The organism is Mesorhizobium sp. M0701 (assembly GCF_040320365.1).
Taxonomy (GTDB): domain Bacteria; phylum Pseudomonadota; class Alphaproteobacteria; order Rhizobiales; family Rhizobiaceae; genus Mesorhizobium.
The window spans coordinates 1-25,464 of sequence record NZ_JAMYPO010000021.1; the positions used below are offsets into that span (position 1 = coordinate 1).

Annotated in this window: 27 protein-coding genes and 5 pseudogenes; 23 read left to right on the forward strand and 9 right to left on the reverse strand. The window is 60.1% G+C overall.

The window, feature by feature from the left end:
• From NKI24_RS19760 to NKI24_RS19770, 3 genes are all read left to right on the forward strand, one after another.
• Window positions 1-213: hypothetical protein (locus tag NKI24_RS19760; RefSeq protein WP_352747810.1), on the forward strand; the 213-nt coding region annotated here is incomplete at its 5' end.
• Between the two features lie 244 nt (window positions 214-457).
• Window positions 458-703, forward strand: a complete 246-nt coding sequence (locus tag NKI24_RS19765; protein ID WP_352747811.1) for a hypothetical protein — start codon at window positions 458-460, stop codon at window positions 701-703.
• A 34-nt stretch (window positions 704-737) separates the two neighbouring features.
• The gene (locus NKI24_RS19770) at window positions 738-932 is read left to right on the forward strand and encodes a hypothetical protein (protein WP_352747590.1); all 195 of its coding nucleotides are present in this window, start codon (window positions 738-740) and stop codon (window positions 930-932) included.
• A gap of 1,780 nt (window positions 933-2,712) precedes the next feature.
• On the opposite strand, the gene NKI24_RS19775 is transcribed toward NKI24_RS19770, so the two are convergent.
• Window positions 2,713-2,865: a hypothetical protein gene (locus NKI24_RS19775; protein ID WP_352747593.1), complete on the reverse strand. Its 153-nt coding sequence runs from the start codon at window positions 2,863-2,865 to the stop codon at window positions 2,713-2,715.
• Between the two features lie 440 nt (window positions 2,866-3,305).
• Between NKI24_RS19775 and NKI24_RS19780 the strand changes: the two genes are divergently transcribed.
• Complete coding sequence (locus NKI24_RS19780) at window positions 3,306-4,166, forward strand: ATP-dependent DNA ligase (protein WP_352747596.1); 861 nt, start codon at window positions 3,306-3,308, stop codon at window positions 4,164-4,166.
• On the opposite strand, the pseudogene NKI24_RS19785 reads toward NKI24_RS19780, so the two are convergent.
• A pseudogene (locus NKI24_RS19785) lies at window positions 4,163-4,303 on the reverse strand (IS5 family transposase); the annotation flags it as partial. The gene NKI24_RS19780 and the pseudogene NKI24_RS19785 overlap by 4 nt on opposite strands.
• Before the next feature lie 299 nt (window positions 4,304-4,602).
• On the opposite strand from NKI24_RS19785, the gene NKI24_RS19790 reads away from it, so the two are divergent.
• Together NKI24_RS19790 and NKI24_RS19795 are read left to right on the forward strand one after the other, a co-directional pair.
• Window positions 4,603-4,983, forward strand: coding sequence for a hypothetical protein (locus tag NKI24_RS19790; protein ID WP_352747599.1), 381 nt, complete (start codon window positions 4,603-4,605; stop codon window positions 4,981-4,983).
• Window positions 4,984-5,050: 67 nt separating this feature from the next.
• Window positions 5,051-5,776, forward strand: a complete 726-nt coding sequence (locus NKI24_RS19795) for a hypothetical protein (protein ID WP_352747601.1) — start codon at window positions 5,051-5,053, stop codon at window positions 5,774-5,776.
• Between the two features lie 47 nt (window positions 5,777-5,823).
• Here NKI24_RS19795 and NKI24_RS19800 read toward each other — a convergent pair whose 3' ends face one another.
• Window positions 5,824-6,108: a hypothetical protein gene (locus NKI24_RS19800; RefSeq protein ID WP_352747604.1), complete on the reverse strand. Its 285-nt coding sequence runs from the start codon at window positions 6,106-6,108 to the stop codon at window positions 5,824-5,826.
• A 307-nt stretch (window positions 6,109-6,415) separates the two neighbouring features.
• Between NKI24_RS19800 and NKI24_RS19805 the strand changes: the two are divergent.
• The 15 genes and pseudogenes from NKI24_RS19805 to NKI24_RS19875 all read left to right on the forward strand — a co-directional run.
• A pseudogene (locus tag NKI24_RS19805) lies at window positions 6,416-6,628 on the forward strand (IS1 family transposase); the annotation flags it as partial.
• Entirely contained in the window at window positions 6,629-7,033 is a 405-nt protein-coding gene (locus tag NKI24_RS19810) for a hypothetical protein (protein ID WP_352747607.1), read from the forward strand. It begins immediately after the preceding pseudogene.
• Window positions 7,034-7,058: 25 nt separating this feature from the next.
• A pseudogene (locus tag NKI24_RS19815) lies at window positions 7,059-7,649 on the forward strand (type IV secretory system conjugative DNA transfer family protein); the annotation flags it as partial.
• A 5-nt stretch (window positions 7,650-7,654) separates the two neighbouring features.
• Window positions 7,655-8,107 (forward strand): CopG family transcriptional regulator, encoded by a 453-nt coding sequence (locus tag NKI24_RS19820; protein ID WP_352747610.1) that lies wholly within the window; start codon window positions 7,655-7,657, stop codon window positions 8,105-8,107.
• A gap of 213 nt (window positions 8,108-8,320) precedes the next feature.
• Window positions 8,321-9,319 (forward strand): P-type conjugative transfer ATPase TrbB, encoded by a 999-nt coding sequence (gene trbB / locus NKI24_RS19825; protein ID WP_352747798.1) that lies wholly within the window; start codon window positions 8,321-8,323, stop codon window positions 9,317-9,319.
• Between the two features lie 49 nt (window positions 9,320-9,368).
• On the forward strand, window positions 9,369-9,632 hold the full coding sequence (locus tag NKI24_RS19830; protein ID WP_246093916.1) for a TrbC/VirB2 family type IV secretion system protein: 264 nt from the start codon (window positions 9,369-9,371) through the stop codon (window positions 9,630-9,632).
• Window positions 9,632-9,913 carry a VirB3 family type IV secretion system protein gene (locus NKI24_RS19835; protein WP_352747613.1) on the forward strand — a complete coding sequence of 94 codons (282 nt, stop codon included), beginning with the start codon at window positions 9,632-9,634 and terminating at the stop codon, window positions 9,911-9,913. The genes NKI24_RS19830 and NKI24_RS19835 overlap by 1 nt, the downstream gene beginning before the upstream one ends.
• Before the next feature lie 14 nt (window positions 9,914-9,927).
• Window positions 9,928-12,477 (forward strand): conjugal transfer protein TrbE, encoded by a 2,550-nt coding sequence (gene trbE, locus NKI24_RS19840; protein WP_352747616.1) that lies wholly within the window; start codon window positions 9,928-9,930, stop codon window positions 12,475-12,477.
• Window positions 12,474-13,223, forward strand: coding sequence for a P-type conjugative transfer protein TrbJ (gene trbJ / locus NKI24_RS19845; protein ID WP_502901475.1), 750 nt, complete (start codon window positions 12,474-12,476; stop codon window positions 13,221-13,223). Before trbE ends, trbJ begins: the two co-directional genes overlap by 4 nt.
• Before the next feature lie 12 nt (window positions 13,224-13,235).
• Window positions 13,236-13,598: a putative entry exclusion protein TrbK-alt gene (gene trbK-alt, locus NKI24_RS19850; protein ID WP_352747618.1), complete on the forward strand. Its 363-nt coding sequence runs from the start codon at window positions 13,236-13,238 to the stop codon at window positions 13,596-13,598.
• Window positions 13,595-14,965 (forward strand): P-type conjugative transfer protein TrbL, encoded by a 1,371-nt coding sequence (trbL, locus tag NKI24_RS19855; RefSeq protein ID WP_352747621.1) that lies wholly within the window; start codon window positions 13,595-13,597, stop codon window positions 14,963-14,965. Before trbK-alt ends, trbL begins: the two co-directional genes overlap by 4 nt.
• Window positions 14,962-15,648 carry a conjugal transfer protein TrbF gene (trbF, locus tag NKI24_RS19860; RefSeq protein WP_352747624.1) on the forward strand — a complete coding sequence of 229 codons (687 nt, stop codon included), beginning with the start codon at window positions 14,962-14,964 and terminating at the stop codon, window positions 15,646-15,648. Before trbL ends, trbF begins: the two co-directional genes overlap by 4 nt.
• A gap of 47 nt (window positions 15,649-15,695) precedes the next feature.
• Window positions 15,696-16,709 (forward strand): P-type conjugative transfer protein TrbG, encoded by a 1,014-nt coding sequence (gene trbG / locus NKI24_RS19865; protein WP_352747626.1) that lies wholly within the window; start codon window positions 15,696-15,698, stop codon window positions 16,707-16,709.
• Window positions 16,706-17,920 carry a TraB/TrbI/VirB10 family type IV secretion system protein gene (locus NKI24_RS19870; protein WP_352747629.1) on the forward strand — a complete coding sequence of 405 codons (1,215 nt, stop codon included), beginning with the start codon at window positions 16,706-16,708 and terminating at the stop codon, window positions 17,918-17,920. The genes trbG and NKI24_RS19870 overlap by 4 nt, the downstream gene beginning before the upstream one ends.
• The gene (locus NKI24_RS19875; RefSeq protein WP_352747631.1) at window positions 17,917-18,144 is read left to right on the forward strand and encodes a DUF2274 domain-containing protein; all 228 of its coding nucleotides are present in this window, start codon (window positions 17,917-17,919) and stop codon (window positions 18,142-18,144) included. The genes NKI24_RS19870 and NKI24_RS19875 overlap by 4 nt, the downstream gene beginning before the upstream one ends.
• A 25-nt stretch (window positions 18,145-18,169) precedes the next feature.
• Here NKI24_RS19875 and NKI24_RS19880 read toward each other — a convergent pair whose 3' ends face one another.
• From NKI24_RS19880 to NKI24_RS19890, 3 genes are all read right to left on the reverse strand, one after another.
• Window positions 18,170-18,586 (reverse strand): LysR family transcriptional regulator, encoded by a 417-nt coding sequence (locus tag NKI24_RS19880; RefSeq protein WP_352747634.1) that lies wholly within the window; start codon window positions 18,584-18,586, stop codon window positions 18,170-18,172.
• A 32-nt stretch (window positions 18,587-18,618) separates the two neighbouring features.
• Window positions 18,619-19,221, reverse strand: a complete 603-nt coding sequence (locus NKI24_RS19885; RefSeq protein ID WP_352747637.1) for an acyl-homoserine-lactone synthase — start codon at window positions 19,219-19,221, stop codon at window positions 18,619-18,621.
• Between the two features lie 74 nt (window positions 19,222-19,295).
• Window positions 19,296-20,045: an autoinducer binding domain-containing protein gene (locus tag NKI24_RS19890; protein WP_352747640.1), complete on the reverse strand. Its 750-nt coding sequence runs from the start codon at window positions 20,043-20,045 to the stop codon at window positions 19,296-19,298.
• Window positions 20,046-20,655: 610 nt separating this feature from the next.
• On the opposite strand from NKI24_RS19890, the pseudogene NKI24_RS19895 reads away from it, so the two are divergent.
• Window positions 20,656-21,121, forward strand: a pseudogene (locus NKI24_RS19895) (transposase); the annotation flags it as partial.
• A 264-nt stretch (window positions 21,122-21,385) separates the two neighbouring features.
• Here NKI24_RS19895 and NKI24_RS19900 read toward each other — a convergent pair.
• Window positions 21,386-22,423, reverse strand: coding sequence for an IS110 family RNA-guided transposase (locus tag NKI24_RS19900; RefSeq protein WP_352747642.1), 1,038 nt, complete (start codon window positions 22,421-22,423; stop codon window positions 21,386-21,388).
• A gap of 121 nt (window positions 22,424-22,544) precedes the next feature.
• On the opposite strand from NKI24_RS19900, the pseudogene NKI24_RS19905 reads away from it, so the two are divergent.
• A pseudogene (locus NKI24_RS19905) lies at window positions 22,545-22,619 on the forward strand (transposase); the annotation flags it as partial.
• A gap of 349 nt (window positions 22,620-22,968) precedes the next feature.
• Here NKI24_RS19905 and NKI24_RS19910 read toward each other — a convergent pair.
• Both NKI24_RS19910 and NKI24_RS19915 read right to left on the reverse strand, forming a co-directional pair.
• The gene (locus tag NKI24_RS19910; RefSeq protein ID WP_352747645.1) at window positions 22,969-23,673 is read right to left on the reverse strand and encodes a FadR/GntR family transcriptional regulator; all 705 of its coding nucleotides are present in this window, start codon (window positions 23,671-23,673) and stop codon (window positions 22,969-22,971) included.
• 712 nt (window positions 23,674-24,385) lie between these two features.
• Window positions 24,386-25,351 carry a 2-hydroxyacid dehydrogenase gene (locus tag NKI24_RS19915; protein WP_352747647.1) on the reverse strand — a complete coding sequence of 322 codons (966 nt, stop codon included), beginning with the start codon at window positions 25,349-25,351 and terminating at the stop codon, window positions 24,386-24,388.
• Between the last annotated feature and the right edge of the window lie 113 nt (window positions 25,352-25,464).

The following is a 25,464-nucleotide window of genomic DNA, read 5'->3' on the forward strand; positions in this document are numbered from 1 at the left end:
CGTCAGGCCCGCCGGCTCGTGTGCAAGCCGGCGAAGGGAAAGGGAACAGTCATGAAATTCTTGGCTCCCGTCACAAAACTTGCTGTGGGGTTTCGCAAATTCGTCGCGCCGCGCTACCGCCCGGAGCTTTATTACATGCGTGGCCCGGGGCCAGCCACCGCCCGCCGTATGGGCACGCCGCGGCAAAACCAATCCATCGACCACTACGCCTAATTTGCCTCGCGGACGGCTGACGCTCTCGCCCGGAGTGCCGTTCGCGCCGTTCCGTACCGGTCAATTCAGATCAATGAAGGGACGATCTGATCATGGTTATAGTTCATGCTGCCGCCATTGGTCCATTTCGCAGGTGGTTACGCCTCCGCGCCGAGCGAAAAGCTCTCTTGTCGGCAACGGACCAGTTGAGCCGTTTACCCGATGACGTCCTTGGCGACATCGGCATCTCACGTGACGAAATCATGTGCGATTTGCGAAGCCGCGCCATCCGTCATGCGGAGGCAGGCGCGGCCGGCACGACGATCGAGCGCACCAGGATCGCTTCGGCCTCGATCCCGAAACGGTTGGCCGCCGGCAGTGGCTACGCCTCGGCCGAGATCCCCTTTGGCTGGTCCACGAGCGCGCGATCGAGCCTTACATCGGCTTCGACAAGCAGCGGCGCGCGGACGGGACCTTCGAACGGCACTACACCTGCGACCCCAAGGACTGAATGTTGACCGACGGGAGCTGGGGAGGATCTCAAAATGATCATGTCAGTTGTTAAGTCCCTCGCGCCTGTGACGCTCGGCACCGTGCTGATCGCAATCAGTCCGGCTTCATTGTCGGCTTCTGACGCTCAGGACCTCGCGTTCGCTCACGCTGACATGCCAATCAAACAGCTGAAAGACGTCTATTTGGATTGCGAGCGGGGAGGCCGCCGCTGGGGACGGAAGACGTGATGTACTGTTCGATGCGCGAGTTCCGACTAGGCGCGCGATAGCAGTTTGCGCATAATCTACGATGCATGGCCTTCTGCACCGTGCGACGTGGCCCTGCGATCGACCACTTCGAACCATGTTTGGACCGCGCACTTCGCCGATCAGCGCAGTAACCAACCCGCGGGGTTCCGCGAGCGACAGCCTTCAAACGAATCAGTCGGTGGTAGCGTCACGCATAGGGTGAATCACGAACGCGCTCGCCTTGCAAACCCCTTCGCCCGGAAATCTGCCCCGGTTACGCGGTTCGCCAAATTCCGGGCCAAATTTCTCCCAATTATTCGCGATGTATATTATCAGGTTTTGGGACCCAAGATTGACGACCGCCAGCATGAGGCAATCTCTGAAGCTGATCCTTGGGACCCGGAGTTGCCTCCGGAGCGGGCGATCGAAGTCTTAGCTGAGATATTCAAAGCTTAAACTTCAAACTGACCCACTCCCCGCCGTGCCGAAAGGTGCGGCGGGCTTTTTTGCTGTTTTGGTGGAACACCCGCCTGCGACGATGGTTCGATCGTTCGATCAGTAGCACTATTCGCCCAGATCGGGCCTCGCATAGGAGAGCGCCGCTTGCCCACTTGGACACAAAGAGATGAGAGAGAGCAGCGCACGTCAGATGCTGCACGGTCATTAATCGATATTGAGCGCGCGGCCCGAGACGCAAAGACGGCTCGGCTCCGGGAGCAGCGGCTGAAGGCAGAAAACACACCCTCCTTGGAAAGGCGTGATGGAACGCAGTGAAATGGCGGTGCTGGCGGACCCGGCTTTTGGGTAGCGCTGGCGGGCGTGCTGGTTCCCTACGGGATCGGCGTTGCACTGCTTCTGTGGGTAGCCAGTCCCCCGGCTCTGCAATAGCCTTCGAGTGGTCGAGCCGGCGTTGATCGGCCATTGCACCTGCACCCCTTCGCTACACATTTCGGACGGAAGGGCCTTGCCCTGTTTCCCGCCGACGTCCTATCGAGCCCGAACTACTTTCTCAGGGGGCGGGCATGAATCAGAATCAGGAAGGCAATCGGCGGTCATCCGTGGGCAGCGCATTGGCCATCGGGCTTTTGATATCGCATATCTCTGGCAGGGTGCACTACAGTTTCAACTAGCGGTGCGGATCGATGGCTTACGAATTCAAATTTTGACGGGGTTAACAACGCAATGGCTAAGAAAGGCATGATGCCCGCAGCGATCGACTGCCGGTTCGATAGTACAGCTCCGGGCAAAGCGGCCTATGGATCAAAAGTTACGTGGAAACCTGTCCCCGGAGACATTCGCTGGGTAATGCATGTCGGCACTCCCGATTACGTTGCGAGCAGTGAAGCTAAATCACGCGCAATCGGCCTTCATCGCGTGTTTTCGAAAAAGGTTCGTGACAAGGCAACGGGTCAAGTAGTTCAGTGTTCGATCTCGACGAATTGATCCTCTCAGCGGTGCGGACCATCCGATAACCCAAAAAAGCCCCGGTGCTGGGTCGATGCGCCGGGCCCGCAAGTGGCTCGCGTGCCCCCCTGACCCCTTCATTGCCCAAGTAGCGCCTTGCACACCGACTTACTGTGGCGGCGTCCTCGACCGGCCGGGACGGACGCCGGCGCTGAACTAAAACCGCCGGTTGGCGGACGCGTGACATCGCGCGCACCAGCCCAACCCTCGAAGTCACTAAGCTTGGTGCAAGTCGCTTGATCGGGTCCCGCCGTCGTGGCATGTGCGGCGGGACTTTTTATCCACTCGGAGAAAACCGAGGCGGCTTCGGCCTCCGTCACCGATCCGTCGCGAACGGCTCATGCTCGGGAAGGTGATGATGCAGCACTTCGACAAGGTTGCGCTTGTCGAATGTCTGGCCGCAAATTGGGCAGAACTCCAAATGCCCCGGTTCGTCGTTGTCCGGCGACCCGTGGATTTTGCCCTTCATAGTTGGCGGATTGTGCTTATCCCGTCTCACGTCGTCACCCATCATAACCTGTTGGGATAGCCCGACGGCATTTGGGGGACGATTTGGCCGCTGGGCCTACCGGCTGAGAGCGTTCGCCCGCAGCTGGGGCCGGATCATACGCCCCTTCATGCATCATTTCTAATTTAATAAAATGATCATGGTACGTTCCCCTGTCGCCAGTGCGATCGGGCCTAGACTCGATTCCGTGTAAACCAGTGAGTAGCGAGGGCGGCCTCGAGTTCATTCCGTCGATGGAGCCCAAGCTGGTTTCAAAGCCACCGGAGGGCGAACACTGTTCTCACGAGGTCAAGCTCGACGGCACCGCAACGTCAGTCGATGCGGATTTGTTGCCCACACCGTATATTTCTGGAACCTAATATAACCAGAAGGATTGAATGGCGGTCTCGTGAGTGCCGTTCATGCCTTTGCAGTTTGTAGAGCCGTTGATGCCGACGTTGGTGGAGAAGCCGCCGGAAGGAGGCGACTGGATCCACGAGGTCAAATTCGATGGGTACCGCTCGCAGCTCATCATCGACGAAGCCGGCACGCGCATCTTCACGCGCAACGGAATGGACTGGACGATGAAGTATCCCGACCTGGTCGAGACGGCCAAAGGACTTGTCGTCGACAGCGCCATCATCGATGGAGAAATCATCGTTCCGAATGAAGCTGGTCTCGCCGATTACGCTGCTTTGCGGAAGGCGATTACCCGTCGCCAACATGACCTCTATTTCGTCGCCTTCGATCTCCTGCACCTCAACGGTCATGACCTACGCGACGTGCCCCTTGAACATCGGCGCGAACTGCTGGTTGGCTTGATCCCCGCGGCAAGTCGCATCCAATTCAGTGAAGCTCTTCCGGGGGAAGCCAAAGCTATCTTTCATCTACTTGATCAGGCCGGTCTGGAGGGGATGGTCTCTAAGCGCCGTCGCAGTAAGTATCGCAGCGGGCGGTCGATCAACTGGCTGAAAGTGAAGTGCTACACCGTTGCCGAATATGAACTGCTCGGCGTCGAGCGCGAGGCGGGCAAGCCAGCCTTCGCCCTGATGGGCGAGATCGGTACGCGCAAATATGTCGGACCTGCTTTCTTCAATTCGAGCCGAGCGATCCGCGAGCGGCTATGGAAACGGGTCCAGGAACATGCGGGGCCACCGCCCAAGGGCATGAAGCGGCCAGCGACGCAATGGGTCAAGCCGGGGATCAAAGCCCGCGTGAAGCACCTCAGGGGCGACCAAGACCTTCGGCACGCCTCGCTGCAGGATTTTTGGGATGAAGACTAGGCCCTGTTGACAAAGTAGGGCAGCCATATTTTTGCTGCAGCTAGTGCAAGAAAGGCTCCGAAGCATTTTCGAGTTTTATCGTACCGGGTCGCAATGCGTCGGAACTGTTTGAGCCTGTTGAACATGCGCTGTATACGACCGTTGCGCATGTACGAGCCATTGCAGCTCACGGTGTTGTCGACTGACGAAAGCTGAAGTTATGAAGGATTGGACCGACGGTCAAGCATGAGTATTGACTTCGGCCTCCGATGTCAGCGCCGGCAACTGATCAAGGCATTGCGGGCACATAGCGATAAGGACGGCTCTCGCTACTCTGCTCCGTTGCGGCGCTCACCCGTCGTCAGCTACCGATCATCGTTCCCCCGCCCAGCGGAACCCCCAGCTTGCCACCTCGACTCGCGTCTGATTAGTTGTTGTTGGCGAATAGGGGAGGCTCATGAATGCACTGAATTGCTTGCGTTCGTCACTCGTGGTGATGGTGACCTGCCTGGCTGCGGCTGGATGCCAATCGGCCGGGGGACAGTGGCAGTACCAACTTGCGTCCCACGAAGAAGCTCGGCGTATGCGCGCAGCGGGCAAGATGCCCTCTTCAATCGAATGCATGGTCGATGATCTCAAACCCAAGCTTGGCCCTCGCTTTGCAGCGAGAGTACAGTATGAGCCAAATCCGAAAAATCTCGATTGGGACTACATCGTAGCGCGTACTTTAAAGGCGCCGCCGCTTAAGCAACGAGGGCTTAAGCTCTACTCACAGTCAGGCGTTAAGAGCAACAAGTGGGGCGTTACTGGCATTTGCGCGATCTGGCGAGAAACCTGAGCACCATATCTTGCGGTGTCCAGTTCATTCGGCAAACATCCCGCGTCGATGACAACGGAGACGCCGAATGCTTGCGCGAGAAGGCTGGAGCCGCGGATTAGCACTCGCCGTCGACCCGCGCGTTGCTGCCCTCTGTGGCGAGTTCGAAGTCGAGATCATTCCCAAGAGCCGATACCCAAAGGAAGGCCAGACGCGCGCCGTCGGCTCCATCCGCCGGCTGATCGACAATCATGGCGCTGAGCATGCACGGTTGGTCCTGTGTGTCCTGGCTGAGGGCCGCGGCAATCACGCGCTCATCGAAGAAAGCAGCCTGACGGCCGTCTCTGACTTGCTGTTGGCCTGTCCGGACCTGGTGGAGCAGGGCATGGCCGCCGTGCTCGAGGTTTTCGACGCGATCCCGCTCGGCGCATACATAGCGATCGTCAATGAGCTGCGCGGCCGCGTTCATCAGGGGCATGCGCTAGCTGGTATCCTTTACGTGCACCTCCGGCGTCTCAGGGAGAGCTCGCTAACGGCAAAGGAGACGATTCGATCCCGGATAGCCAAGGCTGATGCCAGTGAGGCTGAAAAGGGCCGCCAGGGCTTCACCAAGCGTCAGCGCCGGCGCGAAGACCTTATCGCGCTCGGCAAGAGGATGCTCGCGGTCAAGGCGTCATTGCCGCATGGCGAGTTCGGCCCATGGCTGCGCGACCAGCCGATGACCTACGATTTGGCATTGAAGGCGATGCGGCTGGCCCGCGCTGCATCGATCGGCCAGGCGCGCTCCCTTGTTTCGCGCGGCCTCCGCATCTAGCCTGCACCACTTTCGGGGTGAGGGGATGGGACAGGTATGAAACAGAATCAGGAAGGCACTCGGCGATCATTGGCAGGCAATGCATTGGCCATAGGATTTTTGATATCGAGCATATCTCTGGCAGGGTGCACTAAGGCTTCAAGCAGCGAACATGCCGGGTGGCTCACCGAGCACAGCGCCTCCAGGGTCACCAGAGCGATGGAGAAGAAGGGTTTAATGCCCGCGACCATCGACTGCCGGTACAGCCGAAACGGCCCAGTCAACTTGTCGAAATTTACCTGGAAGCGTGCCGCCGCGAACTCAATCTGGCGCTGGTATGTTGGGCCTCCCAACTATGTCGCCTCAAATGAAGATGGGGCACGTGCAATCGGCCTTCATCGCGTGTTTTCGAAAAAGGCTCGTGATCGGGCCACGGGCCAAACAGTTCAATGTTCGATCTGGACGAATTGAAGCCGTTCCCCTCGACCAGAGATCGCTCGATTTCCGCCTGCGAAAGCTGATTGCAACAGAGCTACACGCTAGTGACTACCGAGAAACACGATTATCGCTAGCGTCCACAGCTGAAGAGGGAACCGATGGCAGAAGCTCCGCACATCACGAACAATTCCAGCCTATCGTCGTTGACGCGAAGGACTCGTTTCGAAAAAGGTCGAGGCTCACGCAAACGCGGTCGCAGTCCACTTCATGTACTACAATTTTGTGAGAATTCATGCCTCGCTGCGGATGACCCCGGCGATGGCAACGGGTGTGATTGGCAAGGTTTGGGAAATAGGTGATATTGTAGCGCTTATCGAGGCGAAGGAAGCGGAGAAGTCGACTATACGCGGGCCATACAAGAAGCGGACTGTTTGAATGACGTCGACGCAAAAATTCAAGCTCGCCCTAAGAGTGACATTGTCCTACGTGTTTGGCGTGATTGGAAGTTTGCTGGGTTCTTCGAATCCGTCGCCGGACATGCAATCGTCTGAGGTACTCTCGTTGTTTGCCGTTTACGTTGCGGCGGGGTTCATTGTGTCTTGGCCGCTTTACCTGGCAGCAATTGTTGCTGCCCTGGTCTTCTCGCGCTCCATTGCCGCAAAACCAGGAACCTGGACTATGGCAGCGGTTTTGATCATTGTTTGTGTTTCGTATTTGACCCTGCCGTTCGACGGGCATTTGAGATCACTCGCAACGGTCGGGACGCTCGGCGCGGTGCTCGGTGGCATCTGTTTCTATTGCTTGAGCGTATCAAGACCGTTCCAGCAGATTTCAAACTGACCCACGACAGATCGTCTACGGCGTGGCCAAGCGCGTGTCCGACTCGCTGGGAACAGGAACCGAGATGCGAGCCATGAAGAACTATGCCGGGCACAGGTTGTCGCCATGGCTCGGGCATCTGATGGTGTCGCGGCAGGAGACGGCGCGAGCCCTGATGACTCCGGGCGAGATCATGCAACTTCCGCCGACCGATGCCATCGTAATGGTGTCGGGCCTATTCCCGATCCGGGCGAAGAAAGCCCGGTACTTCGCCGATCGGCGCCTTGCCGAGCGTGTCCTGCCGCCGCCGAATCCTGGAGAGAGCAAGAAAACGTCACGACCGGACGATTGGACTGGCGCAACACCTATCGCCGCATCGGGAGGCAATCCTCTGCAATCGAAACCCTCCATGGGTCTACAGGATGAGGATCCGGCAAATGGCGGCATACGTCGCCAGCCCGAGATTCCCGAACACGAGGACATTGCGCCTGAGCGAACAACGCAACGCGACAATGAGTTCGACCTTGACCGGGACGAACCTGACGACGACGCGGTCCGTCGGCGCTCGGTCGACCAGGTCATGCGGCGCGCCGCGCGGCAGGCTGCCCTCGATCCCAATGACGGCATCGAGCTTTGAGCCCCATGAAGAGCGCGAAGAAGAAACGGCTCTCGGCCTATCTCGATCCAGACGTGATGAACGCGCTGGCCGACTACTCTGCGCGGCGCGATGTCTCGCTGTCGCTGATCGCCGAGGCTGCGATCGCCTCCTTCCTGTCGCCGGATGCCGAGGAGCGGAAGGAGGCGGCGATCGCACGGCGCCTCGACCAGATCGACCGGCGCGTGCAGCGCGTCGAGCGCGACATCGGCATCGCCATCGAGACGCTGGCGCTATTCGTCCGCTTCTGGCTTGCCTCAACTCCGGCTTTGCCGGAATCCGCCCAGGCTGAAGCTCGCGCGAAGGGCCTGCAGCGCTACGATGGTTTTGTCGACGCGCTCGGTCGCAGGCTGAGCAAAGGACCAAAGCTCCGGCAGGAAATAGCCGAGGACGTGCCCGCGGCATCGCCGGCCGATGCGGATGATTTGCCTGCGGGTTAGGTCTGAGCTGAGCTCGCCATTTCCACCGCACCGCATTTTGCAAGTCTCTGCGCGTCGCATCAGGATCGCCCGTTTTGCTTGTTGCAAGGCCGGCATTCCTGCCTCTTCTAATCATCCCCGACCGCGGCACGGACCAACTCGCCGCGAGGAATGGGGATTATCGTGGCAACCAATCATCATCCCGGCGGGGAAGCGGTATCGCGCGGCGCGCGCATGCTGCGCACTGCGCTCGGCCCGGCCATCGCCGGATATCTAGAAGACCCTGCCGTCGTTGAGGTCATGCTCAACCCGGATGGGCGACTGTGGGTAGACCGGCTGAAGGAGGGACTTGTCGCCACCGACGAGCTCCTGATCCCGGCCGATGGCGAGCGCATTGTCAGGCTGGTCGCCCATCATGTCGGCGCGGAAGTGCATCCGGGGAGCCCGCGTGTATCTGCCGAGTTGCCGGAAACCGGCGAGCGCTTTGAGGGCCTGTTGCCGCCTGTCGTCACGGCACCGACCTTCGCCATCAGGAAACCGGCGGTCGCGGTGTTCACGCTCGAAGATTATGTTGCCGCCGGCGTTATGACGGAGAGCCAGGCCGACGTGCTGCGGCTTGCGGTCGAGAAGCGCAGGAATGTGCTCGTCGCCGGCGGCACGTCCACCGGAAAGACCACGCTGGTCAACGCCCTGTTGGCGGAGGTGGCAAAAACCGCCGATCGCGTCGTTCTGATCGAGGACACGCGCGAGCTGCAATGCGCCGCCCCGAACCTTGTGGCGCTGCGCACCAAGGACGGCGTCGCCTCGCTTTCCGATCTGGTGAAGTCGTCGTTGCGTCTCCGTCCCGACCGCATCCCGATCGGTGAAGTGCGCGGCGCGGAAGCACTCGATCTGCTGAAGGCATGGGGTACTGGCCACCCGGGCGGCATCGGCACCATCCATGCCAGTTCCGCCGTTGGCGCATTACGCCGTCTCGAGCAGCTCGTACAGGAGGCCGTCGTCACGGTCCCACGCGCGCTCATTGCCGAAACGATCGATGTTGTTGCGGTGCTCGCCGGCCGCGGTTCAGCCCGCCGCCTTGTCGAGATCGCGCTCGTAGACGGGCTCAATCCGGTGACGGGCGACTACCGCACGCTCGAGGCCAAGCTCGATACCTCGCCAACCATGAACCCCCAATCTTCCATGGAGCCTCAGAATGAATCCGATCCGCTTCACTTCGTCATCTATCCGTAAGCTCGGTGCGGTGCTTCCGCTGGCCACGGCGACTGCTGCGGTCGCGACCATGATGATCGCGCCCGCGCACGCGGCAGGTTCTTCCATGCCGTGGGAGCAGCCGCTTCAACAAATCCTCGAATCCGTCGAGGGACCAGTCGCCAAGATCGTGGCGGTGATCATCATCATCGTCACCGGATTGTCGCTCGCCTTCGGCGACACGTCGGGCGGATTTCGCAGGCTGATCCAGATCGTGTTCGGCCTGTCGATCGCCTTCGCGGCGAGTTCGTTCTTCCTGTCGTTTTTCTCGTTCGGCGGCGGGGCGCTCGTCTGATGACAGGGTCCCTGTTGGAAGACGAAGACATCCGCGGCTTTTTCGCGCCGGTACACCGGGCGCTCACCGAGCCGATCCTGCTCGGCGGCGCGCCGCGCGCGGTCGCCATCGCCAACGGCACGCTGGCCGGTGCGGTTGGGCTTGGCCTCCGCCTCTGGATCGCTGGCCTCGTGATCTGGGCGATTGGCCATTTCGCGGCTGTCTGGGCAGCCAAGCGCGACGCGCAGTTCGTCGATGTCGTTCGCCGGCACCTGCGCTATCCCGCGCATTTCGGCTGCTGAGAGGTTTTTCGCCCATGATGAACCTCGCCGAATACCGCAAACGCTCGTCCAACCTCGCCGACTACCTGCCTTGGGCAGCACTGGTCGCGCCGGGCGTTGTATTGAACAAAGACGGATCCTTCCAGAGGACCGCCCGTTTTCGCGGTCCCGATCTCGACAGTGCGACGCCGGCGGAACTGGTCGGCACGACGGCGCGGCTCAACAGCGCGTTGCGCCGTCTTGGCTCCGGCTGGGCGATCTTCGTCGAAGCCGTTCGGCTTGCCGCGCAGCACTATCCCGAAGGTCTTTTCCCCGACAGCGCCTCGGCGTTGGTCGATCTCGAACGTCGTGAACAGTTCGAGGGTGAGGTCGATCAGGAACCGTCCCAGTGGGGCGGTCGCCGGCCGAACGGGGAGTTGTTCGAGAGCAGCTACTTTCTCACCTTCGTTTGGATGCCGCAGGCCGAGGAAGCTTCGCGCATCGAGAGCTGGCTTTACGAAGGTCGGGAAAAGAGCGGCATCGATCCGTGGGAACTCCTGAAGGGTTTTGTCGACCGCACCGATCGCCTGCTGAACCTGGTCGAGGGCTTTGTCCCGGAGGCCGCATGGCTCGACGACGCCGAGACTCTGACCTACCTGCATTCGACGGTCTCGACCAAGCGGCACCGCATCCGTGTTCCTGAAACGCCGATGCATCTCGATGCGCTGCTGGTCGATCAGCCGCTGGCCGGCGGATTGGAGCCGAGGCTCGGCGACTTCCATCTGCGGACGCTCACCATCATTGGGTTCCCGACGGCAACCTTTCCGGGGATCCTCGACGATCTAAATCGGCTTGCCTTCCCCTATCGCTGGTCGACGCGGGCGATCATGCTCGACAAGACAGACGCCACACGATTGCTGACGCGCATTCGCCGTCAATGGTTCGCCAAGCGCAAATCGGTCGCCGCCATCCTCAAGGAGGTGATGACCAACGAGGCATCCGTTCTTTTGGACACCGACGCCGCCAACAAGGCGGCCGATGCTGACGCCGCCCTTCAGGACCTCGGCTCCGACCAGATCGGCCAGGCCTATGTCACCGCAACAGTGACGGTGTGGGATGCCGATCCGTCAATCGCCGACGAGAAGCTTCGGCTGGTGGAAAAAATCATCCAGGGCAGAGACTTCACAGCAATCGTCGAGGGCGTCAACGCCATCGAAGCATGGCTCGGCAGCATCCCAGGCCACGTCTATGCGAACGTCCGCCAGCCGCCGCTGTCGACACTGAACCTCGCCCATATGGTCCCGCTCTCGGCAGTCTGGGCGGGACCTGTCGAGGACGAGCATTTTGGCGCCCCGCCACTGTTCTTTGCCAGGACGGAGGGTGCTACGCCATTCCGGTTCAGCCTGCATGCGGGCGATGTCGGCCACACCCTCGTCATTGGCCCTACCGGCGCCGGCAAGTCAGTCCTGTTGGCAATGATGGCGCTGCAGTTCCGACGTTACGAGAACAACCAGATTTTTGCCTTCGACTTCGGCGGCTCGATCCGCGCGGCCATAGTTGCCATGGATGGCGACTGGCACAATCTCGGCGGCGATGCGTCGAGCGGGCAAGGGCCGGACGATCCGCTCGCTCTGCTCACCTTGGCGGACCTGTCGGATGACGACGACGCCGTTTCACTACAGCCGCTTGGCCGCATCCATCATACACCTGAGCGTGCATGGGCGGCCGACTGGCTCGTCGATATTCTTGTGCGAGAAGGGGTCCCCGTCACGCCGGAGGTGAAAGAACATCTGTGGTCGGCGCTGACCTCGCTGGCCAGCGCGCCGGTCCAGGAACGGACGCTGACCGGCCTATCGGTGCTGCTGCAATCTTCGCCGCTGAAGCAGGCGCTGCGGCCTTACTGTATCGGCGGTCGCTATGGCCGGCTGCTCGATGCAGAGCACGAGCGTCTTGGTGATGCTTCCGTCCAGGCATTCGAGACCGAAGGCCTGATCGGTACTGGTGCGGCGCCCGCCGTGCTTGCCTATCTCTTCCATCGGATCGAGCAGCGGATGGACGGGCGGCCGACGCTGCTGATCATCGATGAAGGTTGGCTGGCGCTCGACGATGGCGGCTTCGCCGATCAGCTCCGCGAGTGGCTAAAAACCCTTCGCAAGAAGAACGCGTCCGTCATCTTTGCCACGCAATCGCTCTCCGACATCGATGGCAGCAGAATAGCGCCGGCGATCGTCGAGAGCTGTCCGACACGGCTGTTCCTTCCAAACGAGCGCGCCATCGAACCGCAGATCACCCAGATCTACCGGCGCTTCGGTCTCAACGATCGCCAGATCGAGATCGTCGCCCGGGCGACGCCGAAGCGCGACTACTACTGTCAGTCGCGACGCGGCAACCGGCTGTTCGAACTTGGCCTCGGTCCGATCGCGCTGGCTCTGTGCGCCTCATCGTCCAAATCCGACCAGGCGGCCATTGATCGGATCATCACTGAGGCCGGCCGAGAACATTTCCTCGAGGCCTGGCTTGCCGATCGAGGGCTCTCCTGGGCCGCAGACCTCATTCCCGAACTCCCCAACGTCGTCGATCAATCCACAAAGGAGTTTCCCTCATGAATCCCGTTGGCAAGAATTCTCGCTTTCGCCATATGGCAGCAGCCAGTGTCACCGCCATTGTCCTCGGCTTTTCATCAGTGCCTGCATCGGCGCTCATTGTCTTTGACCCTAGGAACTACGCCGAGAACCTGCTCTCAGCATCGCGAGCCCTTGAGCAAATCCAGAACCAAGTCATCTCGCTTCAGAACGAAGCGCAGATGCTGATCAACCAGGCGAAAAACCTCACCTCGCTGCCGACCTCACTGCTTGGCCAGATCGAAGGAAATTTTTCCGAGATGAAGAGCCTGCTCGGCCAGGCAGACAAGCTCGCCTATGGCGTCCAGGATATCGAGAGCCAGTTCACCTCGACCTATGAGAGCTTCGGTTCGAATCTGTCCAACCAGCAGCTTGTCGATGGTGCTCGTGAGCGCTGGCAGACATCAGTTTCGGCCTTCGAGCACTCTCTGAAGGCGGGTGCCGTTGCCGTGGACAACATCGAGGGGACACAGGAACAGACCAGCGCGCTGGTCGGCGCTAGCCAGTCGGCCGTCGGCGTGCTCCAGGCGACGCAGGCCGGCAACCAGCTCCTCGCCGTGCAAGCAAAACAGGTCGCCGACCTTACCGCGATGATGGCAGCGCAGGGGCGTGCCAACGCGTTGGAGCAGGCGAGGAAGGCCGCCGCGCAGGAACAAGCGCGCGAGCAATTCAGCCGCTTCATGACTGGTAGCGGTTACAGCCCGTCATCCGTGAAGATGTTCCACGATTGAGGCGAGAGTCGCATGGATCTCAAGATCGCCGCCCGGATGACAGCCGTTCTTGCCCTTGGCGCCGCCATGACCGCGGCCTTCATGGCATTGCGCGGCGACGGCTCGCAGGACGCGTCCTCCCCGCGCTCCGCACATCCGGGCGGCGAGCCGGCTGGAGCCGAACTGGCGCGGTGTCGTAACATCGGCATGGCGGCGATCGCCGACGAGGTCTGCAGGAGAGCCTGGGCTCAGAACCGCCGGCGATTCCTTCGGCCGGCACAGCCCGCAACACCGAACGCAATTCCGTCAATTGAGAAGGACCAGAGCCGGCTCCTGCCCCTTCAGCCGTCGATGCCCCAGGAAGATCAACGCCGCCCGAACACGGTGACGTTATGAATGACGCCGGCGTCATCGACCGCTTCCTGGAGACCTTTACCCGTTACATCGACTCGGGGTTCGGCCTGCTTGGTGGCGAGGTGGCCTTTCTTCCCTCTACCTTGATCGTCATCGACATCACGCTCGCCGGACTGTTCTGGGCCTGGGGCGCGGACGAGGACGTGCTGCACCGGCTGGTGAAGAAGACGCTCTACATCGGCTTCTTCGCCTTCATCATCGGCAACTTCAATCGTCTGGCCGGCATCGTCTTCGAGAGTTTTTCCGGACTGGGCCTGAAGGCGGGAGGATCAGCACTTTCCGGCTCCGCACTGCTGCAGCCTGGGCGTGTCGCCCAGGTCGGCATCGATGCCGGCAATCCGATCCTTGAGGCCGCCAGCCAGTTGATGGGGTACGTTTCGTTTTTCGAGAATTTTGTCCAGATCGCGGTGCTGATGATCGCCTGGGCGATCGTTCTCATCGCCTTCTTCATCCTCGCCGTCCAGATCTTCGTAACCCTGATCGAGTTCAAGCTGACGACGCTGGCCGGCTTCGTGCTGATTCCGTTCGCGCTCTTCAATCGGACCGCGTTCCTTGCCGAAAAAGTGCTCGGCAACATCGTCGCCTCCGGCGTGAAGATTCTCGTGCTCGCCGTCATCGTCGGCATCGGCTCGGGTCTCTTCGGCGAGTTCACTCAAGGTTTTGGCGCCGAGCAGCCCACGATCACCGATGCGCTGTCGCTTGTGCTTGGCGCACTGTCGCTGATGGGGCTGTCGATCTTCGGCCCGGGCATTGCGACAGGTCTTGTTTCCGGCGCGCCGCAGCTTGGTGCGGGTGCTGCTGTAGGCACCAGCCTCGCTGCCGCCGGCCTTGGCGCCGCTAGTGCCATGGGCGCTCGCGCCGGATTGAGCGGCGGCGCGAGTGCGCTCAGTGCAGGTGGGCGCATGTCGGCCGCCGCCGCACGTGGCGGCGCGCATTTGGTCGGCAGCACCTCGACAGCTTATGGCCTCGCCGCCTCAACATCTGGACAGAGCGGTGCAGGCTCGATCGCGGCCGGCATTGCTGGTGTCGCCAAGGCTGGTGCCGGTGCTGCCGTTCAGCCGGTGACGCGGGCAATGTCGCGCGCGGCTTCAGCCCTGTCTTCCAGCCAGCAGGCTGGCCGCTCTGCCGCATGGACCGCGACCGGCGGGGAGCAGCCAACAGGACTCGCAGCATCAGATCGTGCGTCCACCGCTGAATCCGGTGCTTCCGCGCCGCCAGAATGGGCCAACCGCATGAAGCGCGGCCAAGCCATGAGCCATGGCGCCAGCATGGCCGCGCATTCCGTCCGCTCCGGCGATCACGGCGGCGGCTCGATGAATGTTTCCCTCAATCAGGACGACCGCCGATGAACCTCTTCAAACGACCTTCCGTTCGTTACGGAATGACGCCTCAGCCGGAGACGCCATATCAACGTGCTGCGCAAGCCTGGGACGACCGCATCGGCGCGGCTCGCGTGCAAGCGAAAAACTGGCGGCGGATGGCCTTCGGGTCGTTGGTCCTTGCCAGCGGCTTCGCTTCCGCCTTGGTCTGGCAGTCGACGCGCGGCACGATCGTGCCCTGGGTCGTGCAGGTCGACAAGCTCGGCGAGGCACAAGTTGTCGCTTCAGCGGTCGCCGACTATCGGCCGACTGACCCGCAGGTCGCGTGGCATCTCGCCCGCTTTATTGAACAGATCAGAAGCATTCCGGACGATCCCGTCATTGTCCGTCAGAACTGGCTGCGCGCCTACGACTACACGACCGACCGCGGCGCTACTTCTTTGAACGACTACGCCCGCCTGAACGACCCCTTCGCCAAGGTCGGCAAAGTCCAGATCGCCATCGAGGTCTCCAGCGTCATCCGTGCCTCCCCGGACTCGTTCCGCGTTGGCTGGATCGAGCGTCGATATGAGAACGGCAGCCTGGCCACGACCGAACGCTGGACCGCTATCCTCACCATCGTCGCTCAACAACCTCGCGATGCCGACCGGCTGAAGGCCAACCCGCTCGGCATCTATGTCAACGCCATCAACTGGTCGAAGGAGCTTTCATAATGTGTGCGGTACGAACACGGAAAACGACGCGATATCGCGCACGCAACATGACGAAGACGCATGTGCTTGCCCTGACAATGCTGTCGGCGACGGCGCTCGGCGGCTGCGCCTCGAAAAAATACATACCACCGGCGATCGCCTACGACGATGCCGTGCCTGCCATGCAGAAGGTCGATCCGCCGGGTCCGGTGAAGGTGGTGGAGCTGGCGAAACCACTCCCGCTTCCCGGCCAGTTGAAGCCTGTCGAGATCGGCAGGGCGAAAACTGAGCCGGCCGATCCGAAGCAGCGGATCAGCCAGGCGAATGAGGCAGCACGCATGCAGCCCGTCCGCGACGGTTTCATCAATGCAATACAGCTCTATCCCTGGAGTGAAGGCGCACTCTACCAGATTTATGCCGCGCCCGGCCAAGTCACCGACATCGCGCTGCAGCCAGGCGAGCAACTTGTCGGCTCCGGTCCTGTCGCCGCCGGCGACACCGTGCGCTGGATCATCGGCGACACGCAGAGTGGGGCAGGGGAGCGGCTTCAGGTCCATATTCTCGTCAAGCCGACGCGGCCCGATCTTCAGACCAACCTGGTCATCAACAGCGACCGCCGCACCTACCATCTGGAGCTCCGATCGACCGAAAAAACCTACATGGCCTCCGTGTCCTGGCAGTATCCGCAGGATCAGTTGATCGCGCTGCGGCGCCAGAACGCGCAGGCTTTCGCCGCGCAGCCGGTCGCTGCCGGCGTCGACATCCAGAAACTCAATTTCCGCTACCGCATCGAGGGCGACGCGGCGCCGTGGAAGCCGCTACGCGCGTTCGATGACGGCACAAAGGTCTACATCGAGTTTCCGTCTGGCATCGCTCAGGGTGAGATGCCGCCGCTCTTCGTCATCGGCCCGTCGGGCGGCTCGGAACTGGTGAACTACCGCGCTCGGCAAAACTACTATGTCGTAGACCGGCTGTTCGCCGCAGCTGAACTGAGACTCGGCGACAAGACGAGCGAGAAGCGGGTCAGGATCGTTCGCACCGATGGGAAAAGACCGCCGCGCAGCGCGGGGTTGTTCCGATGAGCGACGTTGCAGATCCCCCGAACGTGGACATCAGAGCCGACCTGCGTCTGAGGCCCGAGCCCGCCAAGGTCACGCGGCTTTCGCGCAAGGTGCTGATCGGTCTTGGTGGAGTGGCCAGCGTTGCGATCCTCGGCACACTCATCTGGGCGCTCGACACCAGGCGGCGCGGAAACGATGAGCCGTCCGAACTCTTCACCACTGAAAACCGCTCGACCGCCGACGGGTTGCAGACGCTGCCGAAGGATTACGCCGGCGTTCCAAAACTCGGTCCGGCGTTAGCTGGCGATCTCGGCCGGCCGATCCTGCGTGCGCAGGAGCAGGGTAGGCCTGTCATTGCGCCCGTGATAACCACGCCGCGCGTCGATCAGGAAGAACAACTCCGACTCGCCGAGATCGAGGCCGCGCGCATTGCAAAGCTCTTTACCGATACCAGTGCGCGGACGAATCCATGGCGGCAAGATGCTATCGCAGGAAATACCCTGGCGGGTCCCATTTACGATGTGACGCCACCCACCGAACAGCCGCAGCTCGACACGGGCGCCACTCAAAACATGCAGGACCGCAAGCTCGCCTTCGTCAACGCCGAGCCCGACCGGCGCACGGTCAGTGGCGAACGGCTCGCCGAGAAGGCCTCGCCCTATGTGGTGCAGGCAGGCACAATCATCTCAGCCGCGCTCATCACCGGCATCCGTTCCGATATTCCCGGTCAGATCACCGCTCAGGTCACGGAGAATGTCTATGACAGTCCGACAGGCTCATCCCTGTTGATCCCCCAGGGCGCAAAACTGATCGGCCAGTACGACAGCCAGGTTGCCTTCGGCCAGTCGCGTGTGCTGCTGGTCTGGAACCGGCTCATCATGCCCGATGGCACCTCGATCGTGCTGGAACGCCAGCCAGGCGCGGATGCACAAGGTTTTTCCGGGTTGGAAGACGAGGTCGACCATCACTGGGGGCAATTGTTTCGAGCCGCGGCGCTCTCCACCCTCCTCGGCGTCGGGACCTCGCTTGGTTCCAGCGACGGTGAAAGCGATATCGCCAAGGCCATCCGCGAAAGCGCACAGGATTCGGCTTCCAATGTCGGTCAGCAGATCGTGCGCGACCAGCTGAACGTCCAGCCAACACTTACCGTCCGACCCGGGTTCCCGGTCCGTGTCATCGTGAATCGCGATCTCTTGCTGGCGCCGTATGGCGCACCGAAGGACCCTTCATGACCAAGCTGAAACTTTCCGCCATTCCCGACGATCGGCCGGTCAAGATCACAGTCGAACTGCCCGCCGCCGTTCACCGCGATCTCGTCGCGTATGCCGAAGTGCTCGGTCGCGAGACAGGCCAGACGGTCACCGATCCGGCAAAGCTCATTGCACCGATGCTGGCGCGCTTCATGGCGACGGATCGGGCGTTCAGCCGAGCCCGGCATGGTCTTAAAGGCGGCTAGGTTCGTGTGCGGACGAAGATAGGTGTCAAGACACCGGGTGCAGCCTTCGCAGAAACGCGATGAAGGCAGCTACGTCGGGATCGCTGCCCATCGACCCAGCGACGGCGTTGAGAAACGAGCAATTGCAAGGTGACGCATCCAACCCGATCGGCGATTGGACACTCTTCCCCGACCCCGGTGCTCCAACCTGCTCAAGCGCATCATCCAAGTCGTTGAGAATGCGGCGCAGGTTGACGAGGAAACGTTCCCCAGCAGCCGTTGCCTTGATCCCGCCCGGATGGCGTTCGAACAAAGCCACGCCCAACATCAACTCAAGATGCCTGATACGCCTGCTGAGCGCCGAATGATGAATTCGCAGTTGCCGGGAGGCGCCGAGAAAGCTGCCTTCCTCCGCGACAACGATCGTACAGTAGAGCGTGATCAGCTGAATGGAGCGCCACATTGCAATCCTTTGTGCGGAGACGATGTCTCGCTCTACGAGATTGAGCTTTTGAGGCCTGGGCTGCGCGTCTCGCGAAGCCTTTGCAGCGTGCGTTCGTCGAAACGCGCTGTCACCGCGATCGTGTCTTCGCCGCCGATGAGCTTCGGAAGGCCCAGCGGCGTCACCCTGAAATGCAATTGAACAAGGCGCAGCAGCCAAAGCGGGTTCATTTCGATGATGATTGTGTCGACGCCGCGGCCCAAGCCCCACTCGACGATGCCGGACAGAAGTGCATTCGCGACAGGACTGAGCATGCGTCCGCGCTCGCGAAATTGCGGTTCGACGCAGTAGCGCGTCCATTCCCAGATGTTTGCGCCTGCTGGCCGATCGCCTTCGCAAAGATCCAACAGGACCTCCGACAAAAGGTGGGGTCGCGTCGAAGGCAGCATGCGTTGGTAGCCGACAACGCGGTCCTCAATGGTAAAGAGCATATGAACGGCATGCTCGTCGTCAAAGCGGTCGATGTCGCGACCGTCGTCGCGTCGCAGATCCATCCAGCCCTTTTCTTCGACAAACACCTTGTGGCGCAGACGGAATGCCTGATCCAACTCCGCCTGATATCCTTCTCTATTCTGCGCCGTAACGACATGAAGCATCTCGGTTGTCCTCCAGTTTCGAGGTCAACCAATGGTCGTTTCCGGTAGAAGGCGGCATCACGCAATTGCGTGAGTTAGCTGATCAAACCGTGGCGAAAAGCTTCCGCGACAGCGTGTACGGTGTTTGCTACTCCGAGCCTCTCCCGCGCCGATCGCAGGTGAGTATCTGCCGTATTGCGACTGATGGCGAGGCGATCAGCAATTTCGTCCACTGTGAAGCCTTCGGAGGCCCAGCGCAGAACGTCCTGTTGCCTCGGAGACAGACTCACGGGATTCGAGTTCCGTTTTCCGTCTACAAGAATAGCTGCACAGCCGAAAGCGTAAGCCGCAACGAACTGAAAGGCGAGACGGTCGTGCGGGTCGGGATCCAGCTTTTCGCCGGCAACGGAAAAGCCGACCGCCTGTCGTTCCCATGTCGCGAATGGTATTGTGAAACCTTCGCGCAAGTTGAACTCGGTTGCCTCGTCCATGATCCGTCGGCCGACAGGATACACCCTGCACAATTCATCTATTTCGCTCCAGCGGAAGGGTCTGCTGCCACGACTAACAAGCTGGATGGTTGGATCACGATAGAGGTAGCCGTTTGAGAAATAGCGCTCGGACCATTGTTCTGGCCAAGCGTCGAGCAAGACATGTGAAACCTGCTCACGCCTTAAGGCACGAGGTGGGGGAATTGGTCCGGCCAGCAAGTTCGTAGCGCCAAATCGTTCGGCGTAACAAAGCAGGTGTCGGCATATTTCTTGTTGAGTTGAACTCCGCTGAATTCTACACAGAAATTCGAGCGTATCATCAAGACGTCTGCGCCAAACTGCAGTTTGTTTCATAACGTTCCGATGTCATCGGTGCGAAACGGGAGCGGCAACCTCACTCTATGCTTGTCGCCCTCTGGCCCTCTATTTTCCGATAGACCTCAGTGGTCTCTCTCATCCGACAATCACACCGGCCGTCTCGCTCCGCCGGGATGACACCAGCCCCGTGGCCAGGTTCCAGTTCCGGTTCTCCTCTTCCTCCACCGCAATCAGGGTGGAATCACATAACGGGTACGACTAAGGCGATGGCATCGTTTTTCGCTCGAATGTGGTGCCGGTGGGCAATCAGGGAGGTTCATGCCGACCGGCGTGACCGCGACTCCGCGCGGCCAGGATAGCGGAATGGTGATCGACCGACGCCCACACGGCTACAGTCCACAGTCTTAAGCGTTAGGTCCTCCAGGTGTTCGATCTTTGGGGCCTGCCCGCGCGAACTGCGGGGATGTGCCAAAAGGCGGTCGGTCCGTACGCGTACGGTGGTAATGGTACATTCGCGATCCCGCCTCCGGGCGCAGCCATCCGGAATACCAGCGCCGCTTTTCACGAACGGCGACGGCGCTCTCGGTTTTCAATAATATTGGTATTACCAAATCGTCAAGGGCTTTGCGGCTGATGGCAGCCTAAGACACTGCCCGTCGAGGTCGCCGACATCGCGTTCCACAAAAAGGCGCTCGTCTAGCGGCAGCGGAGACGATGCTGACGATCGCAACCGACCCAAGACACTTCGGCGCGCGCATCGGCATCACCGCCGTTCTCCACACCTGGGGATCGGCGATGTCGCACCATCCGCACGTGCACATGATCGTGCCGGGCGGCGGCATCGCACTGGGTGGAAGCCGACGCGTCTCCTCGCGGCCGGCCTTTCTGCTCCCGAAGCGCGTGCTCGCCGACGGCTCTTCCTCACCCGACTGGCCGCTCTGCACGACGCCGGGCGGCTCGCCTTCTTCGGATCGCTGGTGCACCTGTTCGATCGACGTGCATTCCTGCACCACCTTGCTCCTGTTCGGAAGAAGCGTTGGGTGGTCTACGCCAAGGCGCCGTTCGCCGGGCCGGAGGCGGTGCTCGCCTATCTGTCGCGCTTCTCTATTCGGCGTGTTGAGGTCAAGCGCTATCGAGCTTTTCCGTGTCTCCGGCGTTCTGACGTCTTTCGCAGGGCCTTGCTTCTCTCCGGGATCGGCGTTTCGCCCTCCCAGTATGGGGTCAGGAGAATGAGGCGGCACAATCTACACATCGTCCTGGTCGGGGTGCGACCGGCACTAGCGCGACAACGAACTCGCCTCATCCATCGTCCTGCGAAGGACGTCCGTCCGCCAGCGAGCGGAACTCTCTGTCTCTCTCCTTCCCGGCCTTCTGGATCAGATGGCTGACGCCATAGTTTCCCGCGTCCAGCGGAACTCGGTGCCGTCCAGCCACATGCGATGCATGACGACTGCCAGGCGACGTGCGAGCGCGACAATAGCTTTGCGCATCCCGCGTCGCTTGGCGACGTTCATCGCCCAGGCCTTGAGCCACGACCATTTCGTCACGCGAGTCATCAGCGTTTGTGCAGCCTCATAGAGCAACGTCCGCATCATGCCGTCGCCGCACAGGGATATGCATCCAACGCGCTTGCTTTCCCCAGACTCGTTGAGCTTCGGCGTCAGCCCCAGGATGGGCCCCACCGCCTTGGAGTTTCTGAACCGCTGCGGGATGTCGATTGTCGCGGCATAGGCGAGCGCCACCACGGGGCCGACACCGGGAACCGTCATCAAGCGCCGGCAGGTCGCATCATTCCTGGTGATCGTGAGCACTTTTTTGTGCAAGCGAGCAAATTCGGCACGCAGCTTCCGCCGGGCGGCCAGCAGTGGCTCCATGATCTCTTCGAGATCGGGCATGCCTTCGACGAGCTCGCAAATGCGCTCCTCGAACTTCACCGTTCCCACAACACCGACCTTGAGGCCGAAGTTGCGCAGAAGACCGCGGATGTCGTTCTCGATGGCGATCGCCTTTCCCTGCAGCAGCTTGCGGGCCGTCAAGAGTGCCCGCCGCTTCTGGCTCATGAGCGTCTTCACATGCACCGGGCGGTACAGGTTGACCCGCATCATCTGCGCGATGCCGCGCGCGTCATTGCGATCCGTCTTGTTCGGCTGCGCCTTCAGGAACGCTTTCACATGACGCGTCTCGATGCAGATGACCGGCAACCCGGCGCACGCCAGCCCCTCGAAAAGCCATTGCGACAAGGGCCCGGCCTCAAGACCGACCCGTTCAATGTTCAAGGCAGGATCCTTCAGGACGGCGAGGAGATCGTCGGAGTGGCTGACGACTTTCACCTCGCGGCAGATCCTGCCGGATTCATCGACAATGCAAACCGCGGTCTCTTTCACCGCGACATCGAGGCCGATAAAGTGTTTCATGCTGCGCTTCCTTTCCTGATGCTCGTGGCTGTTTGGACAGACCACGTTCTATCATCAGCTCGAAGCGCAGCACCTTCTTGCATCACCGTTGAAGAAGGGGGCGTAAGCCGAATACCCCATCTATACCCACCGGGTCGCGATCTCGAACAGCCGCCTGATCGCCTTCGACAAGAGCGGCGTCACCTTCCGCTACAAGATCCCATGAGGGTGTGGATAGCAGCCGGGGCTGTAAAAGAGCGCGGTTGCTTGAACTCTCTGGAGACCGACCATGTCTATCTCAACTGATCAATCTGCATCGCCTGCTGCTATCCGTGTCGAGCTTGACGCGATTTTTGTCTCTTTGGAACACGCAGAGGCAATCTAGTTGACCGCAAAGAGGCCGCTGATGCGAGACCGGCATACCTTCGCCCATCCGGCCCGCTGTGGTCCTCGTTTCGTGGCAGCTCGTCGCGCTTGCACTGTCGACCACTTTGTGGCCAGTTCGCGCTACACGGATGGGCTCGACAGCATCTCAGCGTGTTTTAAATTGATAGCCCGTCAACGGGTCATTGAGACGATTGGCCCAAAAGGTCGTCCGCCGCGTGTTGAATAAGATCTTCCATGGCACGGTATGCCGCGTCAGGATTACGACTCTCAATGGCCGAAAGCACCTTGTAATGCGCGGGGAGCGATGATTGTAACAAATCTCTCTTTGTCTCAGTGAGTGTGACGCGTAGGGAGGCTGAGATCGCGTAGTGAAGGCTTGAAATCATATTGTTCCTCGTTGCCGCTAAGATTTCCTTGTGGAACGCAATATCAGCGAATACGGCCTCTTCCAATGAACCTGAAACTGCACAGCTCGCCATTGTATCGAGCGCGCCGCGCATCCGCGCAAATGTCTCTACACTCCCGCGGCTCGCTGCAATGGCGGCAGCTTTCGGTTCGATTAGGCGACGCATCTCTAGGAGATCCTGAACCCACTGCCGATCATCGCTCCATTGATGCCAACTCAAAATATCGACATCCAAGTAGTTCCAATGCTCAGAACTTCGGACTCTGGTGCCTAATCGTGGTCGCGATTCAACCAGCCCCTTGTCTGTGAGCACACGCACAGCTTCTCGCATGGCTGTTCTGCTTGCACCAAACTCCCGAGCAAGCGTTCCGTCCGAGTCAATCTTGTCACCCTCTTTCAGGTTACCCCGGACGATGCGAGCGCCTATTACCCGAACCACACGGTCGTGCAGCGATTTGTTTCCATTATCGTGGTCCATGTATGTGATCATGTGGCAAATTCTATAAGAATCCCAGCGCAATCAAGAGCTGAATCATCGTATTGCCTCAACAAGGCACCTCGTTTGCGCGGGCGTCTCGAACCACGAAAAATCATTCTCAGACCTAACTGGGGAGCCAACGACTAACTCCACGTTCCACGCCGCAATAGGTGAATCAATTGCGACAGTATGGTCCATAAGTCAAACTCTTCCACCGCATAGCGTCGAGCTCGGTAACCAAACCTGGGGACGGCAAAATGTCCGCTCTCTTAGAGAGTGTCGTCACCTGATAGAGTATAGAACGACAGTCCAGAAGCGCCCGGAGCGGCCGCGTAGGCCTGTCGGATTTTGGTAATATGGGTAGCGCAGGCGGCTCGACAGAACGTCTCCTCCCGCCCGAAGACAGCAGCCGGGGGTTCTCCCATCGAGAAAGATCAAGCCTGCCCTCGCAGGGGAGGTTCCGCGGCAACGCCGCTTCCTGGCAGGCGGACTCCACGGCATCGATCCCGTCGGTCAATACGGCAGCCAGATTGTCACCATCTGGCGATCGTCGTCATCATCATCGCAGGGGCTGGCCACGGACACGATAAAACAAATGCCTCCAGAATACCTGGGCCGTTAACTCTAGACATACAAAGTTGCGACCGGGCCTTGGTCTCAGCATGGGCAATGGCCAAGTAATGATACTTGAGACAATCGTCGTTCTCTCTCGTCAGGAAGATTTCACAATGTGCGAGAGTGTTTCTCCCGCGATCATGCGCCTGAGATTCTCGACTATAATTTTGCCTCTCCTCTCACGCGTTCCTTCCGTCCATCCAGCGATGTGCGGGCTCATGATAACGCTATCTAATTGTTCAAAATGAAAGTTAGAAGGCGGGGTCGCATCGTCTACAGCCGACGGATTGCGCCACCAAACATCCAAGATTGCTCCGCCAATTCTCTTATTAGTCAGACTTTCCCAAAGGGCTTCTTCGTCAACTAGATCTCCCCGAGCGACGTTGATAAGGACAGCGTCCTTCCCCATGCAGGAGATAACTGACCTGCTGATCAGTCCGCGGGTTTCCTCCGTTAGTGCACACGATACAGCAACGAAATCCGCCTTCCCGACTACGTTTTGCAGCTCGCTAAGTGGATAGACTGTTTCCACGCCATTAATGTTACCGACCTTCGATCGATTGACAGCTGTCACTTTCATTCCAAAAGCACTTGCACGTTCTGCGATTGCGCGCCCGATGCCGCCCAGGCCAACAATTAAAAGGCTTTTGCCGAAAAGCTCGCCGCTCGGAATGCCCCCAAAGCGCGCTGAACGGCTCCAATCTCCTTTGCGAACTTGCTTGTCCGCCTCAGAAAGCCGAATGGCCCACTCCAGCATTCCGAGAAGCACATATTCTGCGCATCCAATTTCGTGCGTTCCCGCATTGCAAACGGTTGTGCCAATCGGGACCGCGTCGAAGTCAATGCCATCGACGCCTATCGCTGGCACCTGAATCATCTTTAGTCTGGGTCCAGCACTGTGGGAGCCATTAAAGATCATAGTAACAATCGCATCCGCAGACATCAGTGCGCCCCCGCCGGTTGCATCTACAGATACCAGTTCCCATGTTTCACTAACTTCGTGCTCAATCGTCGAACCGTAACTCTGAGAAAGGTCTCCCATCAAAACAAGTTTCTTCTTCATCGCAGATGTCCTTTGGATAGGTGGAAAACGATAGAGTATTTACGATACATCGAACGATGACGGGCAGATAAGTATTGGCGATTGAGAGAAATAGCTCGCACGTCTAGCTAACG

Excerpts from the sequence above, each read along its gene's own strand:
- NKI24_RS19875 (WP_352747631.1), top strand. The coding sequence starts at position 17,917 with ATGACCAAGCTGAAACTTTCCGCCATTCCCGACGATCGGCCGGTCAAG.
- NKI24_RS19775 (WP_352747593.1), bottom strand. The coding sequence starts at position 2,865 with ATGAAGGGCAAAATCCACGGGTCGCCGGACAACGACGAACCGGGGCAT.
- trbL (WP_352747621.1), top strand. The coding sequence starts at position 13,595 with ATGAATGACGCCGGCGTCATCGACCGCTTCCTGGAGACCTTTACCCGT.
- NKI24_RS19820 (WP_352747610.1), top strand. The coding sequence starts at position 7,655 with ATGAAGAGCGCGAAGAAGAAACGGCTCTCGGCCTATCTCGATCCAGAC.
- NKI24_RS19885 (WP_352747637.1), bottom strand. The coding sequence starts at position 19,221 with ATGCTTCATGTCGTTACGGCGCAGAATAGAGAAGGATATCAGGCGGAG.
- NKI24_RS19880 (WP_352747634.1), bottom strand. The coding sequence starts at position 18,586 with ATGTGGCGCTCCATTCAGCTGATCACGCTCTACTGTACGATCGTTGTC.
- NKI24_RS19910 (WP_352747645.1), bottom strand. The coding sequence starts at position 23,673 with ATGGACCACGATAATGGAAACAAATCGCTGCACGACCGTGTGGTTCGG.
- NKI24_RS19870 (WP_352747629.1), top strand. The coding sequence starts at position 16,706 with ATGAGCGACGTTGCAGATCCCCCGAACGTGGACATCAGAGCCGACCTG.
- trbB (WP_352747798.1), top strand. The coding sequence starts at position 8,321 with ATGCTGCGCACTGCGCTCGGCCCGGCCATCGCCGGATATCTAGAAGAC.
- NKI24_RS19900 (WP_352747642.1), bottom strand. The coding sequence starts at position 22,423 with ATGAAACACTTTATCGGCCTCGATGTCGCGGTGAAAGAGACCGCGGTT.
- trbG (WP_352747626.1), top strand. The coding sequence starts at position 15,696 with ATGACGAAGACGCATGTGCTTGCCCTGACAATGCTGTCGGCGACGGCG.
- NKI24_RS19790 (WP_352747599.1), top strand. The coding sequence starts at position 4,603 with ATGAATGCACTGAATTGCTTGCGTTCGTCACTCGTGGTGATGGTGACC.
- trbE (WP_352747616.1), top strand. The coding sequence starts at position 9,928 with ATGATGAACCTCGCCGAATACCGCAAACGCTCGTCCAACCTCGCCGAC.
- NKI24_RS19795 (WP_352747601.1), top strand. The coding sequence starts at position 5,051 with ATGCTTGCGCGAGAAGGCTGGAGCCGCGGATTAGCACTCGCCGTCGAC.
- NKI24_RS19780 (WP_352747596.1), top strand. The coding sequence starts at position 3,306 with ATGCCTTTGCAGTTTGTAGAGCCGTTGATGCCGACGTTGGTGGAGAAG.
- trbJ (WP_502901475.1), top strand. The coding sequence starts at position 12,474 with ATGAATCCCGTTGGCAAGAATTCTCGCTTTCGCCATATGGCAGCAGCC.
- NKI24_RS19770 (WP_352747590.1), top strand. The coding sequence starts at position 738 with ATGATCATGTCAGTTGTTAAGTCCCTCGCGCCTGTGACGCTCGGCACC.
- trbK-alt (WP_352747618.1), top strand. The coding sequence starts at position 13,236 with ATGGATCTCAAGATCGCCGCCCGGATGACAGCCGTTCTTGCCCTTGGC.
- NKI24_RS19830 (WP_246093916.1), top strand. The coding sequence starts at position 9,369 with ATGATGATCGCGCCCGCGCACGCGGCAGGTTCTTCCATGCCGTGGGAG.
- NKI24_RS19890 (WP_352747640.1), bottom strand. The coding sequence starts at position 20,045 with ATGAAACAAACTGCAGTTTGGCGCAGACGTCTTGATGATACGCTCGAA.
- NKI24_RS19915 (WP_352747647.1), bottom strand. The coding sequence starts at position 25,351 with ATGAAGAAGAAACTTGTTTTGATGGGAGACCTTTCTCAGAGTTACGGT.
- NKI24_RS19835 (WP_352747613.1), top strand. The coding sequence starts at position 9,632 with ATGACAGGGTCCCTGTTGGAAGACGAAGACATCCGCGGCTTTTTCGCG.
- trbF (WP_352747624.1), top strand. The coding sequence starts at position 14,962 with ATGAACCTCTTCAAACGACCTTCCGTTCGTTACGGAATGACGCCTCAG.
- NKI24_RS19810 (WP_352747607.1), top strand. The coding sequence starts at position 6,629 with ATGACGTCGACGCAAAAATTCAAGCTCGCCCTAAGAGTGACATTGTCC.